This window comes from Mycobacterium sp. 050272 (assembly GCF_039023525.1).
GTDB lineage: Bacteria > Actinomycetota > Actinomycetes > Mycobacteriales > Mycobacteriaceae > Mycobacterium.
On record NZ_JBCHKV010000001.1, the window covers coordinates 932,138 to 945,033 of the forward strand.

The 12,896-nt window shown below is 65.9% G+C and carries 11 protein-coding genes; 5 read left to right on the plus strand and 6 right to left on the minus strand.

Features of this window, described 5'->3' with window-relative positions; all coding sequences use genetic code 11:
* Positions 1-8: 8 nt before the first annotated feature.
* A complete protein-coding gene (locus AAHS21_RS04580; RefSeq protein ID WP_342926480.1) occupies positions 9-1,082 on the minus strand; it encodes a sulfate ABC transporter substrate-binding protein in 1,074 nt (357 codons plus the stop codon).
* Between the two features lie 175 nt (positions 1,083-1,257).
* Between AAHS21_RS04580 and AAHS21_RS04585 the strand changes: the two genes are divergently transcribed.
* Positions 1,258-2,652 carry a DUF2252 domain-containing protein gene (locus tag AAHS21_RS04585; RefSeq protein ID WP_342926481.1) on the plus strand — a complete coding sequence of 465 codons (1,395 nt, stop codon included), beginning with the start codon at positions 1,258-1,260 and terminating at the stop codon, positions 2,650-2,652.
* A 25-nt stretch (positions 2,653-2,677) separates the two neighbouring features.
* Here the strand turns inward: AAHS21_RS04585 and AAHS21_RS04590 are convergent, their stop codons facing one another.
* The 3 genes from AAHS21_RS04590 to AAHS21_RS04600 are packed head-to-tail and all read right to left on the minus strand — an operon-like array spanning position 2,678 to position 6,730.
* On the minus strand, positions 2,678-4,240 hold the full coding sequence (locus tag AAHS21_RS04590; protein ID WP_342926482.1) for an NAD(P)/FAD-dependent oxidoreductase: 1,563 nt from the start codon (positions 4,238-4,240) through the stop codon (positions 2,678-2,680).
* Positions 4,237-6,030 (minus strand): NAD(P)/FAD-dependent oxidoreductase, encoded by a 1,794-nt coding sequence (locus AAHS21_RS04595; protein WP_342926483.1) that lies wholly within the window; start codon positions 6,028-6,030, stop codon positions 4,237-4,239. Before AAHS21_RS04595 ends, AAHS21_RS04590 begins: the two co-directional genes overlap by 4 nt.
* 52 nt (positions 6,031-6,082) lie before the next feature.
* Positions 6,083-6,730: a TetR/AcrR family transcriptional regulator gene (locus tag AAHS21_RS04600; protein ID WP_342926484.1), complete on the minus strand. Its 648-nt coding sequence runs from the start codon at positions 6,728-6,730 to the stop codon at positions 6,083-6,085.
* A 79-nt stretch (positions 6,731-6,809) separates the two neighbouring features.
* Between AAHS21_RS04600 and AAHS21_RS04605 the strand changes: the two genes are divergently transcribed.
* Entirely contained in the window at positions 6,810-7,508 is a 699-nt protein-coding gene (locus tag AAHS21_RS04605) for a TRIC cation channel family protein (protein WP_342926485.1), read from the plus strand.
* Entirely contained in the window at positions 7,505-8,113 is a 609-nt protein-coding gene (locus AAHS21_RS04610) for a TetR/AcrR family transcriptional regulator (RefSeq protein ID WP_342926486.1), read from the plus strand. The genes AAHS21_RS04605 and AAHS21_RS04610 overlap by 4 nt, the downstream gene beginning before the upstream one ends.
* On the opposite strand, the gene AAHS21_RS04615 is transcribed toward AAHS21_RS04610, so the two are convergent.
* Both AAHS21_RS04615 and AAHS21_RS04620 read right to left on the minus strand, forming a co-directional pair.
* Positions 8,054-8,494 (minus strand): DUF417 family protein, encoded by a 441-nt coding sequence (locus tag AAHS21_RS04615; RefSeq protein ID WP_342926578.1) that lies wholly within the window; start codon positions 8,492-8,494, stop codon positions 8,054-8,056. The genes AAHS21_RS04610 and AAHS21_RS04615 overlap by 60 nt on opposite strands.
* 126 nt (positions 8,495-8,620) lie before the next feature.
* The gene (locus tag AAHS21_RS04620) at positions 8,621-9,097 is read right to left on the minus strand and encodes an SRPBCC family protein (protein WP_342926487.1); all 477 of its coding nucleotides are present in this window, start codon (positions 9,095-9,097) and stop codon (positions 8,621-8,623) included.
* A gap of 307 nt (positions 9,098-9,404) precedes the next feature.
* Here AAHS21_RS04620 and AAHS21_RS04625 point away from each other — a divergent pair, with 307 nt between their 5' ends.
* Together AAHS21_RS04625 and AAHS21_RS04630 are read left to right on the plus strand one after the other, a co-directional pair.
* Positions 9,405-10,481 (plus strand): hypothetical protein, encoded by a 1,077-nt coding sequence (locus tag AAHS21_RS04625; protein WP_342926488.1) that lies wholly within the window; start codon positions 9,405-9,407, stop codon positions 10,479-10,481.
* A gap of 140 nt (positions 10,482-10,621) precedes the next feature.
* Complete coding sequence (locus AAHS21_RS04630; protein WP_342926489.1) at positions 10,622-12,889, plus strand: heavy metal translocating P-type ATPase; 2,268 nt, start codon at positions 10,622-10,624, stop codon at positions 12,887-12,889.
* Positions 12,890-12,896 lie beyond the last annotated feature (7 nt).

Below are 12,896 nucleotides of genomic sequence, written 5' to 3' on the forward strand. Positions count from 1 at the left end.
TCTTTCCGCTAGGTTCCCGACGCTGCGGCGGGCGGCGCCGAGATCGTGTCGAGGATTCCGTTGGTTCCGAAGAACTGCTCGCGCGCGTCGCTCCAGTCCTTGGCGATCTCGCCGATTCCGAAGAGCGCGAGCGGAGGCAGCCGGCCGGCGTGCTTGGCGAGGATTTCCGGCTTGAACGGCCGATAGCCGAATTGCGCCGCTTGCTCTTGTGCGGCATCGGTGAACAAGTACTCCAGATAAGCCTTGGCATAGGTCGCGGTCTTGGGTTCGGCGAGGTTCGCGTCGACCCACGCCACCGCCGGCTCGGCCAGAATGCTGACCGGTGGGTAAACGAGCTCGAGATCGTCGGAATTGGCCGCGACCTCGCGCAGCGCCTCGTTCTCCCAAGTCAATTGGACGTCACCGATTTTGGCCAGGGTGAAACTGTCGGCCGCTCCGCGCGCTCCGCTGTCGGATACCGCCACGTGTGACAGCAGCGACTTCACGTAGGCCTTAGCCTGGGCCGGGGTGCCGCCGCGGGTGGTCACCGATCCCCAGGCCGCCAGAACGCTCAGCTGACCGTTGCCGGAGCTGCGCGGGTTCGGCGTCACCACCGATACCCCGGAATTGACCAGATCGGGCCAGTCATGAATGCCTCGCGGATTGCCCTTGCGTACAACGAAGACGACGGTCGAGGTGTAGGGCACCGAATTGTGCGGCAGCCGCTGTTGCCAGTCGGGCGCGATCAGCCCGTGTTTGCTCAACGTCTGGATGTCGCTGATCAACGCCAGCGACACCACGCTGGCCTTCTGACTACCATCGAGAACACTTCGCAATTGACGGCCCGAACCGCCGTGCGATTCTTTGATGTCCAAGGTGACACCGGTCTGCGCCCGATAGTGCGGGACGAACGCCCGGTCGATCGCGCCGTACAGCTCGCGGGTGGGGTCATAGGAGACGTTCAGGATCTGATTGGAGCCCGCATCGGGAACGTTGTTGACCACGAGTGCGACCGTCGCGAAAACGAGGGCCACCACACCGAGGACATTGAGCCTGCTAATACGGGGACGAAAACGCCCCAGCCGCGGACGCGCTTTCAACATTCAGGCGTCCCTTCACACTGATCACCAGCCAATGTGGTCTGGCATCCAACATTTTTACGATGCTAACGATCAGGCCACCCGGTGACATCGTTGAGAATCAGCCTGAGATTAAGTTTGCTGGGGCTTGACGACCCGGCATCTATCGCGGCCACGACCCCCTACGTAAGCTGAGCGCATGCGGGTGTTGCGAGACCGCTTGATCGAACTCGAAGTTCCGGGCGAAGATGTGGCCCGCGGCCGGGCGCTGCGCAAGACCGTCCCGCGACGCTCCCTCGCGCAGCTGACGCCCGCTTCGCGATCCGCGACGGAAATTCTCGTCGCCCAAAATGCCGGGCGGATAAGCGAACTCGTTCCGCTGCGGTTCGCCCGAATGCTCGCCGACCCGTTCGCCTTTTATCGCGGTTCGGCGGCGGTCATGGCGGCCGATCTGGCCGCGAGCCCGTCGACCGGGATCGAAATCATGTGCTGCGGCGATGCGCACATCTCCAACTTCGGCCTGTATGCCGCCCCGCATCGCTCGATCGTCTTCGACCTGAACGACTTCGACGAGGCCGCGGTCGCCCCGGCCGAGTGGGACGTCAAGCGCCTGATCACCAGCGCGGTCATCGGGGGACGTCACGCCGAATACTCCAGCAAGGCCATCCGGCGTTGTGTCGAGCAGGCGCTGGTGGGCTACCAACGCAGCCTGGAGTCGATGCTCGAGGAGATGGACGTCCTGCAGCGCTACTACCTACGCGTGGAACCCGAGCACTACACCGGGAAGACGTCCAAGGGCCTGCAGGCGGTGATCCAGCAGACGGTATCGCGGGCGCGTACCCGGACCTCAGCGCGAGTCTTCAAGCAAATCACCAAGATTGGGCCCGATGGGACACCGCGCCTGCGGGAGGCGCCACCCGTGCTGCAGCACGTTGACGAGGACGTCGAGGCCCCGCTGGTGGAGTCGATTCAGGAGTACCTGACCGCGGTGCCTGCCGACGTCGCGCTGTTGCTGTCGCATTTTCGGGTCACCGACGTCGCGCTGCGCGTGGTTGGTGTCGGCAGCGTCGGAACCCGTTGCTACTTGGTCATCCTGGTGGGCCCGAACGACACTCCACTGATCCTGCAGATCAAGGAGGCCACCCGTTCAGTGCTCGACGAATACGGCGGGTGGCCTCAGCCGGAGAGCCTGACCGCGGCGATCGGGGCCCGTGGCCAAGGGGTACGCGTCACCGATGGCCAGCTGATCCTGCAGGCCATGTCGGATGTGTTCCTCGGATCGACCCGCAAGGACGGCCGCGACTATTACGTCCGTCAGTTCCACGACATGAAGGGCACCATCGAGACCGAGGGCATGTCGCCGTCCACCTTCACGCACTACGTGACCGCGTGCGCGGTGCTGTTGGCGCGGGCACACGCGCAGAGCGCGAATGCTTCGATCCTGCGCGGCTATGTCGGCACCAGCGATGCGGTGCACGAAGCGGTTACCGAATGGTCCTACGCCTACGCCGATAAGTCCCTCGACGACTTTCATCAACTGCGCGCCGCGGCCGCGGCCGGCGAGATCGAGGTTGCCGAGGATCCCGCGCGATAGCGAGGTTCTGGTGCGGCTGCCTGACCTAGCCGCCGGTGAATTGATCGGCGGCGTAATCGATTTCGGCACTGGATAGCCGCCGCCGAGCAACGCCGGTGCGGTGCAGCCAGTCGCGGGTTCGCAGCCTGTAGGTCCGGCGCGCGTATTCCAGTTCGGTGTAGGGCCATTGCGTGACAATCCGGCCGGTAGGTGACCGAAAGTAGCTGTCGCACTGAGTCCAGATGGTGCGCTCCAAGTCGGCTGAAAGCCGGTCGTTGTACCGTTTTTCGGCCTCGGGACGAACCTCGAGATAGCCGCCATGCCGCGCCAGCCGGGTGACCGCGCTGGCCACCAGTCGGGCGCCGGCCTCGAGGATGTAGACGATCGAGTTGCCGCCCTGATTGGTGTTGGGTCCGTACAGCATGAAGAAGTTCGGGAAGCCGGTGACTGCCACGCCCAGGTACGCGCTGGGGTCCTCGCCCCAACGTTCGTGCAGGCGCTGCCCGCCGGTTCCGACCACGTCAATGCCCGACAGGTAGTGCGACGTCTCGAATCCGGTGGCGAGCACGATCGCGTCGACGTCGACGACTCCGCCCGCCGTCGTGACGACGGACGTCTCGGTGATCCGGTCGATCGGGTCGGTGACGAGTGTGACGTTGTCTTGCTGCAGCGCCCGGTAGTAGTCGTCACCGAGCAACACGCGCTTACAGCGGAACGGATAGTCCGGCGTCAGCGCGCGCCGCAGTTGTTCGTCGGCGACGGTGCGCTCCAGGAACGAGGTGGCGATCTGGGTGCGCGCGGCGACCACCGGGTCGTCGGCGAAGGTCGCGGTGTTGTCGTGCTGGAACTTCCAGATCTTCCAGCGGGTGCGCGGCACCGCGAATGGGTTGCGCCGGAACTCCGCCAATTCAGTCGCGCTGTATGGCCGGTCGTCTTTGGGAACCATCCACGGCGGAGTGCGCTGAAAGACCTTCACGTGTGCGGCAGCCTTCGCCAGTTCGGGAACGAGCTGTATCCCGCTGGCACCGGTGCCGATCACCGCCACCTTCTTGCCCGCCACCGCGAAGTCATGATCCCACTGCGCGGTGTGCATGACGAAGCCACGAAAGTCGTTGAGGCCCCTTATATCCGGCAGCTTCAACGAGCCGAACAATCCGACGGCGCAGACCACCACGTCGGCGGTCAGCGTGCTGGGACGGCCACCGCGTTCCAGCCGGCACTGCCAGCTCCAGGTATCCGGATTCCATTCCACCGAGCGCACCCTGGTCTCGAGCCGCAGGTGACGGCGCAGGTCGAACTCGTCGGCCACCGACTCCAGGTAGGCGAGAATCTCGGGCTGCCGGGCGTAGGTCCGGCTCCAGGATTTGTTGGGCGCGAACGAGAACGAGTAGAGGTGGCTTTGGATATCGCAGGCGGCACCGGGATAGGTGTTGCGGCGCCAGGTGCCCCCGACGCCGTCGCCGGCCTCGATGATCACCAGGTCGTCGATGCCGGCCCGGCGCAGCGCCACCGCCGCTCCCAGCCCGCCGAATCCCGCGCCGATGATCGCCACCCTGGGTGAGGGTCGCCGCCGGGCCGCCGCGCGGACCCGGCCGAGCAGGTACTTCACGGGCCGGCTCGGCGAATGTCGAACCCGGTCAGATCGCCCTGTGCCCGCCAGGCCGCCAGGATGTCGGCGTATTCCGTTGGCGTGCCGAAAAAGAAGCTGCCCTGCCGGGTCTTGGCGTCCGCCTTGCCCTCGCGGTTGTAGTAACCGGGCGTGCACGTGCTGGCGCGCTCGGCGGTCGCGGTCGAGCGCGCGACCACCGTGTCGACCCACGCGGCTTCGGCGGCGGGCGACGCCTCGATCTCGGTGGCACGGTGCTCAAGAGCCCACGCGATGATCCAGGCGGCGTGGGTGGCCTGCACGTCAAGCAGGTATGGGAAATTCACCGTCAATCCCGCCTGCGAGATGCTTTCGATGAAGCAGTTCGGAAAGCCGTTGGCGCACAATCCCTGAAAAGTGCGCACGCCGTCACGCCATCGCTCGGTCAGGCTCACGCCGTCCCGCCCGATCAGCTCGAAGCCGGTGCGCCGGCTGTAATCGGTGCCGACTTCGAAACCCGTGGCGAAGATCAGGCAGTCCAACTCGTAGGCCACGCCGTCGACGACAACGCCGGACTCGGTGATTTGCTCCACCCCGAGACCGCGAGTGTCGACCAGCGTCACGTTGTCCCGGTTGAAGGTTTGCAGGTAGTCGTCGTGGAAGCAGGGGCGCTTGCAGAAATAGCCGTACCAAGGTTTGAGCGCCTCGGCGGTGGCGCGGTCGGCAACGATCCCGTCGACCCGGGCGCGGATTTCCTCCATCTTGGCGAAGTCCGCGAGCTCGATATCGCGGCCACGTTGCTCCGGGTCCACCGACCCGTCTCCGTCGTGGCGCATCACCGGCAGCTTACGGGTGATGCTCGTCCAGGCATCGGCGACAAGGTCCTCGGGCGCCTGTCCGCCCGCGGTCAGGATCTGAAAGTTCTGGATGCGCCGGCGCTGCCAGCCCGGCTGTAATGTGCTGACCCACTGCGGATCCGTGGCCGCATTGGCGCGCACATCGATCGACGAGGGTGTGCGCTGGAAGACGTAGAGGTGCTGCGCGGCGGCACCCAGATGAGGCACGCACTGGACCGCGGTCGCGCCGGTGCCGATGATGCCGACGCGCCGGGCGGCCAGATTCTCCAGCTTCTCGCCGGTGTAGCCGTAATCCCAGCGGCTGGTGTGGAATGTGTGGCCGCGAAACGTTCCGAGCCCGGGAATGCCGGGCAGTTTGGGTTTGGCTTGGTAACCGTTGGCCATCGTGACGAACTTGGCCCGCATCTCGTCGCCTCGGTTGGTGCGAATGATCCAGCGGGATTCACTTGACTCCCAACGTATCTCCTGGACTTCGGTGCGCAGGCACGCGTCGCGGTAGAGGTCGTATTCTCTTGCGATGCGCTGACAGTGCGCAAAGATCTCGGCACCCTTGGCGTATTTCTCCACCGGGATGTAGCCGAGTTCCTCCAGCAGCGGGATGTAGACGTAGGACTCGACATCGCAGGCGATCCCCGGATACCGATTCCAGTACCAGGTGCCGCCGACGTCGGCCGCCCGGTCGATCAGCCGGACACTTTTCACGCCGAGTTCGCGCAGCCGCACCCCAGTCAGCAGCCCGCCGAAGCCGGCTCCCACGATCGCCACATCGACCTCATCGGTGCGCGGCTCACGGGTGAATTCCCCGTCTACCCAGGGATCTTCGGCGAAGTGAGCGAAGTCGCCGGCGATCTCCACGTACTGGTCGATCCCGTCGGGACGCAACCGGCGCGCGCGTTCCTCGGCATACTTGCGCCGCAGCGCATCGACGTCGAACGCGCACCCAACAGTTTCGGTCAAGTCCCGACTCCGCTCTTCGTGCGTCGACTCTATAATCAATCGCTTGATCGTATCAAGGACTCGTCGGTGGCTCCTCAAACAAAGCGCCCCTGACCAGTACTTTCGCCGAGCTCAACGCGGCGTGGTAGTCCTGCGGCGCAAGCGTGGCCGCCAGCTCCGTCAGGCCATAGACCAGCGCGTAGATCGCCGCGACCACCGCCCGCGAATCCGGATGACCACCCAGCTCGCCACCCTGACGGGCGTCCTCGACGACGCCCTCGATGATCTCGCGAAACGCCTCGAACCCCGGGTTTTTCGGCGTCCCGCGGGCCTTCGGCCGCCGCGGCGCCGCAACGGTTTCGGCCCGGATCGCGAATTCGAACGCGGCCAGGTCCGGATACTCACGCATCAATTGACCGGATTCTTCGAGCACCGCTTCGATCCGGTCGACGATGTTGCCCGGTCCTTCCGCAGCCCGGCGCAGCCGGGGCATGGCCGTATCGGTTCTGGCCGCTACGGCTGCCTTGATCAGTTCGGACTTGTTCGGAAAGTAGTTGTACAGGCTGGCGCTGGTCATGTCGGCCATCCGGGCGATCTCGCGGATCGTCGCCTTGGCGTAGCCAGCCCGCGCCACGCATTTCATCGTCGCGACGATGATGCGGCGGCGGGTCTCTTCGCCGCTGGCGCCAACAGGGCGACCCAGCTGTGTCCTCGCTCGCATGGTTGCCCACCCTTCGACCGCGGGCGCAGTTCAACGTCGAATATATTTGACCGACCGATGAATCCGGAGGTGAGCGGCCGTGAACCTCGCGTTGGGGGAGTTCTCACGCGCTATCGACTTGGCCGGCGTATTCGTCAACGCTGTGCTCGGTGGCGTCGTGGCGCGCGAATTCCGCATGGACCCTGTGGGATTCGTTGCACTCGCGATTCTGTCCGGACTCGGTGGCGGTCTGATCAGAGACACCCTGTTGCAGCACGGGCCGCCGGTGGCATTGACGGACACCCTTTACGTCGTGGTTGCGCTGGCGGGAGCGGCCGTCGCTTTTTTGATACCGCTGCGAGCGCGGGTCTGGTCGCTGACCTATCCGGTCGTCGATGCGCTGGCATTGGGCACTTGGGCGGTGGCGGGCGCGGAGAAGACTTTGGCGGCCGGATTGTCTTGGCTCCCAGCCATTTTACTCGGCACCATCAGTGCTGTCGGCGGTGGGGCGCTGCGAGACCTAGCGGTAAATCGCACTCCGGCCATCTTCGGCGGTAATACGCTTTACGCGACACCCGCGGTGGCCGCCAGTGGCACCGTGGTGCTGCTATCCCGTTACGGTCAGGCGCCGCTGGGGGAATTGGCGGGAATCGTCGTCGGTTCGGGCCTGTGTCTACTGGCCCGGTGGCGGGGCTGGCGACTTTCAGAGAGTTTGACCACCGACTACTACTTAACACGGCGGAAGCGGGCGTGGCGCATCCGGATCGGCAGACGAGCTCCCCGCCCCGACGACCAGTGACTCAGCTCGGGCGTCCGGTGGGCGCGGACAGCGAGGAGACGCGCCGCCGGATCGTCTCCGCCGCAATGCGCTGCGTCGCCGAAGTCGGCTACTCGCAGGCGACCATTCGCCAGATCGCCCGGGCCGCCGAGATGACCAGCGGCAGCCTGTATCACTACTTTCCGAACAAGTCCGAACTGCTCACCGCGACCGGCGAGGAGATCGAAGCCATCGTCGCGCCTCGGCTGCAGGCGGCCGCCGCGCGGCATGAGAACGTCCTCGACCGGCTCGACGCGGTGCTTGACGAGTCGACGGCCCTGGTCCGCGACTATCCCTACCTGACCGGGTTTTTGCGAGCACTGCGCGCTGCGGGCACAACGAGATCGCCGGGATCCAAGGCGTTGCACGACGTCGTGTTCGAGATCGTCGACGACGCCGCGCAACGCGGGACACTGTCCGGCGATACCGAAACCCGGTCGACGGTCGAAGCGATCTGCGCGCTGACCCGGGGGCTCTGCGAGCAGGCGGACAGCTTGGCGCCGCAGACCTATTATGCCGCGCTCGTTTCAGCCAAAAGCCTCATCCGGGGAACGCTGTTCACGCAACGCGTCGCCGAGCGACCATAGCGCCACCCCGATCAGCACCAAGTCCTTCAGCAGAAACTGGCCCGGCAGTGCCGACAGCACGGGCAGACCGGCGGCATGCGTCGAGACCACGCCGGGGGTGGTGAACAGAAAGCTCAAGGTTCCCAGGAACAGCACCACCGCTAGGGCACTTCCGATCGCAGACACCCGCGGCCATACCGGACGCAACGCAATAAGAAGGGCGGCAACGATTTCCATCGTCCCTAGCCCGCGGGCGACGGTCGTGACGCTGAATACTTCGTAGACCCAACTCATCAGCGGGTTGTGTTCGATCAGCACCCGGGATTCCATCTTCACGTACTTGCCGAACCCGATCCAGGCCAAGACGATGACCAGCCCGTAGCGACTGATCAGGTGGCCCATGCGAATCAGTGATTCCGGGAGGTGATGCGTAGCTGCGATGGGGGCGGCGCTGCGGGTCATCGATTTGCATCCTTCGGTGGGCGGGCTGGTCTTCCGAAGGGACCACGATTCAGGCCGCGATGACGTTCACGACTTCCCGGCGTAGCGGTCGCGCAGCTTGGCCAACGTCGCTTCGATGCCGGAGGCGTTGCCCTTCACAAACCCCATCCGCTCGTAGTACTTAAGGCTGTTCTTGATTGGACCCGCGTCGCGATAGTCGAAGGTCTCGGTGACCCTGGTCAGGGTTGGCGAGAGCGCTTCGAATTCCCAACGCCAGCTGTGGCCCACCGGGTGTCGCCATTCGACGACTTCGTTCGGCTTGAGCGTGGTCATCGTGCTGGTAATGCGGTAGGGCACCCCGAACATCTTCATCTTGGTCGAAAACCTGGACCCGACAACCATTTCGGACGGCGTGGAGATGTTGTCGCAAACCGTGCCCGACCCGTCGAGCTCGCAATGGCGCCTGGGATCGGCCGCAAAGGCGTACAACTCCGAGGCCGGGGCGGCCACTTCGACCGATCGGCTCACTTGTCGGGGTCCTGCGTCGACAACGGTGACAGTCATGATGTCTCCTTTCGCCTAGCCGGAAGCCTAAACCCGCCTGATCTCGCGGTTGCGGGATGTTGGGGGTCACACAGTGAACGGGCTTCGCGGGTGAGAGATCGATGCCGATCCGCCCACCAGTCCGAGGTCCTCTACGAGGTGCCGGCTGGGCAAACTTGACGACCTCGCCGCGCTCACCGCCTCCTGCTCTTACGAGGAGGCCGAGTGCAGCGCCGGGCACGGGTGGTACATCGACGGCCGATCGCATTCACGGCAATGCTGCTTAACTCATCATCGCCGAAGTAATTCCCAGGTAGAGTCGCCGGCCATGGGCGTCCTGCGCTTCGTCTGGCAACGCGTGCTGGCGTTCGATCGGATCGGATCGCGCATCCCCCAGCTGATCCAGATTTGGCTCACCGAGTTCTTCTTCGCCATGCCGTTGACGTTCTTCATCGGCAAAGTCATCGACATCCGTGGGGCCTTCGGTGTGCCCGGAACGGGCGAACGGCTCGACGGGGTGTTCTGGGGCGCGCTGGCGGTTTCGGTGATCTTCGGATTCTTCTTCGTGCGTTCCCTCGTTAAGCCCCGCGTGGTGGAGGGCTCGTGGACTCCGACGGTGCACGCCGACATCGGGGGGATGACCGTCTACGGCGGCAACCGCGCGTGGACGGTGACCTACCCGTTCCTGACCAGTCACCCGTCGTACGCACTGTTGCTGTTGATCACCGCGCCGATCCCGGCGGTGATGCTGGCCGCGACCACCAATCAGGGTGACAGCACGTTCTATTGGCGGGTCTGCGGAATCGTCGGCCTGGTCATCCTCGGCTGCATGGCGCTGGCCCGCATTGTCGCGTGGTACGTCCTTCGCCTCGGGCGCAACCAACTCGATGCGCGGCTGGACGGCTTGCCGATCTCGCAACGCCGGCTCGGGTGGGAGATCGCGTGGAAACCGGTGCTGGTGCTGCTGGTGATGATGTACGCGATCGTCTGCATCCCGCTGGGCGCCATGTGGTTCAAAGAACAACGCACGATCGCTGCGCTGCCCGTCGTGACCGTCGCCGACGCCGACCACCCGGGACAGTACCGGCGGGTGAAAGGCACCGTGGCGTCCGAACCCGTCTACTGGGCGCCGCGAGGCACCGGCCGCGGCGGCAACAACTACGCCGGCGCCGGGGTGCTGGTCGCCCTGGCCTCTGGCGGCGAGGCGCTCCTGCTCGCCGAATCGCTCTCGGTGCCCGACTTCAAGGGCATGATGGCCGGCGTCCGTAACGGCCGGATCAGCGCGAGCGGCAAAGTGATCGACACCATCGCCGCGGATGAGCGCAAGTACTACGGCTTCGATCCGAGCGCCTTCCCCGCGCCGCCGCCGGACGGCCGGGTGCTGCTGCTGTTGTCGCAGCCGTGACGGCCGGACGCCCCGCCTCCGGCACACCCCGGCGACCAGGCAGAATCTCACGATGACACGGTCTTGACGCTGATACCCCTTAGGGGTATATACGTGAGGTATGGCTTGAATACCCCCGCAGGGTACAGGGAAGGAGCGTCATGACCACAAGCGCGGTCAGCAACCTGGAGCTGGACATCGCCGGGATGACGTGTGCCTCCTGCGCGGCCCGGCTGGAAAAGGCGCTGAACAAACTCGACGGCGTGACGGCGACCGTGAACTTCGCCCTGGAGCGGGCTTCGGTCACCGTCCCGGCCGGATACGACCCGCAGTCGCTGGTTGCCGAGGTCGAAAAGGCCGGCTACAGCGCCGTCATGCCGCAATCACATGCGGCGCCCGCCGGCGACGACCACGAGCTGGCTTCGCTGCGTAACCGCCTGATCGCCGCGATCGTGCTGGCCACCCCGGTGATCGCGATGGCGATGATCCCGGCGTGGGAGTTCCGCAACTGGCAGTGGGCATCGCTGGCCCTGGCCGCGCCGGTGGTGCTGTGGGCGGGTTGGCCGTTTCATGCCGCCGCCTGGACGAACCTCAGGCACGGCGCCGCGACGATGGACACCCTGGTGTCGATCGGGACCCTGTCGGCGTTCCTGTGGTCGGTGTATGCCCTGTTCTTCGGGACGGCCGGCCACCCGCACCTGCATCACGGGTTCTCGCTGACCGTCACGCCCAGCACCGGCGCCGGCAACATCTACCTCGAAGTGGCCGCGGGCGTGACGCTGTTCGTCCTCGCCGGTCGCTACTTCGAGACCCGCTCCAAGCGACGGGCCGGTGCCGCGCTGCGCGCGCTGCTGGAGCTCGGCGCCAAGGATGTCGCGGTGCTGCGTCCCGATTTTCTGCGCCCCGATGGTGCGGGCATCGAGATCCGCATCCCGGTCGAGCAGCTCAAGGTCGGCGACGAGTTCGTCGTGCGTCCCGGCGAGAAGATCGCGACCGACGGGGTCGTCGTCTCCGGATCGTCAGCCGTCGACGCCTCGATGCTGACCGGTGAGTCGGTGCCGATCGAGGTGGGCGAGGGCGACGTTGTCACCGGCGCCACCGTCAACGCCGGCGGGCGTCTCGTGGTGCGTGCCACCCGGGTCGGCGCAGACACCCTGCTGTCGCAGATGGCCAGGCTGGTCGAGGCCGCGCAATCGGGCAAGGCCAAGGTCCAGCGGCTCGCGGACCGCGTCTCCGGCGTCTTCGTGCCGATCGTCATCGCGATCGCCCTGGTCACGCTGGCGGCGTGGCTGGTCGCCGGATCCCCGCCCGCCGCGGCGTTCACGGCTGCGGTCGCGGTGCTGATCATCGCCTGCCCGTGCGCATTGGGCCTGGCCACGCCGACCGCACTGTTGGTCGGCACGGGTCGTGCGGCCCAACTCGGCGTGCTGATCAAGGGACCCGAGGTGCTGGAATCCACCCGCAAGGTCGACACGATCGTTCTCGACAAGACCGGCACCGTGACCACCGGCAAGATGACGCTCGTCGAGGTCATCACCGCGTCGGACACCGACCGAGCCACGCTGCTGCGCTACGCGGGAGCGCTGGAGGACGCCTCCGAACACCCGGTCGCCCAAGCGATCGCCAAGGCCGCCACCGCGGAACTGGGCTCGCTGCCGGCCGTCGAGGACTTCACGAACGTGCAAGGCAAAGGCGTGCAAGGCGTTGTCGACGGCCATGCCGTTGTGGTCGGCCGTGAGAGCCTGCTGGCCGATTGGTCCCAGTACCTCGACCCGGCCCTGTCGGAAACCAAACTTCGCGCCGAGAGCGAAGGCCAGACCGCCGTCGCCGTGGGCTGGGACGGCAGCGCCCGCGGGATCCTGGTGATCGCCGACACCGTCAAGCCCACCAGCGCCGAGGCCATCCGGCAGTTCAAGCAGCTGGGGCTGACACCGGTCCTGCTGACCGGTGACAACCAGATCGTGGCCGACCGCATCGCCGGAGAGCTGCGGATCGCGCACGTCATCGCCGAGGTGCTGCCCGCCGACAAGGTCGCCGTGGTGCAGCGTCTGCAGTCCGACGGCAAGGTCGTCGCGATGGTCGGCGACGGGGTCAACGATGCCGCGGCCCTGGCCACCGCCGACCTGGGCATCGCGATGGGCACCGGCACGGACGTGGCGATCGAGGCCGCCGACCTGACGCTGGTCCGCGGCGACCTGCGTGCCGCCGTCGACGCGATCCGGCTCTCCCGCAAGACACTGGCCACGATCAAGATGAACCTGTTCTGGGCCTTCGGCTACAACGTGGCCGCGATCCCGCTGGCCGCGCTGGGCCTGCTCAACCCGATGCTCGCGGGCGCCGCGATGGCCTTTTCCAGCGTCTTTGTCGTCGGCAACAGCCTGCGACTGCGCTCCTTCACGAGCTCGATCCGTTCGGGCGATATGGGATAGTTGGTCT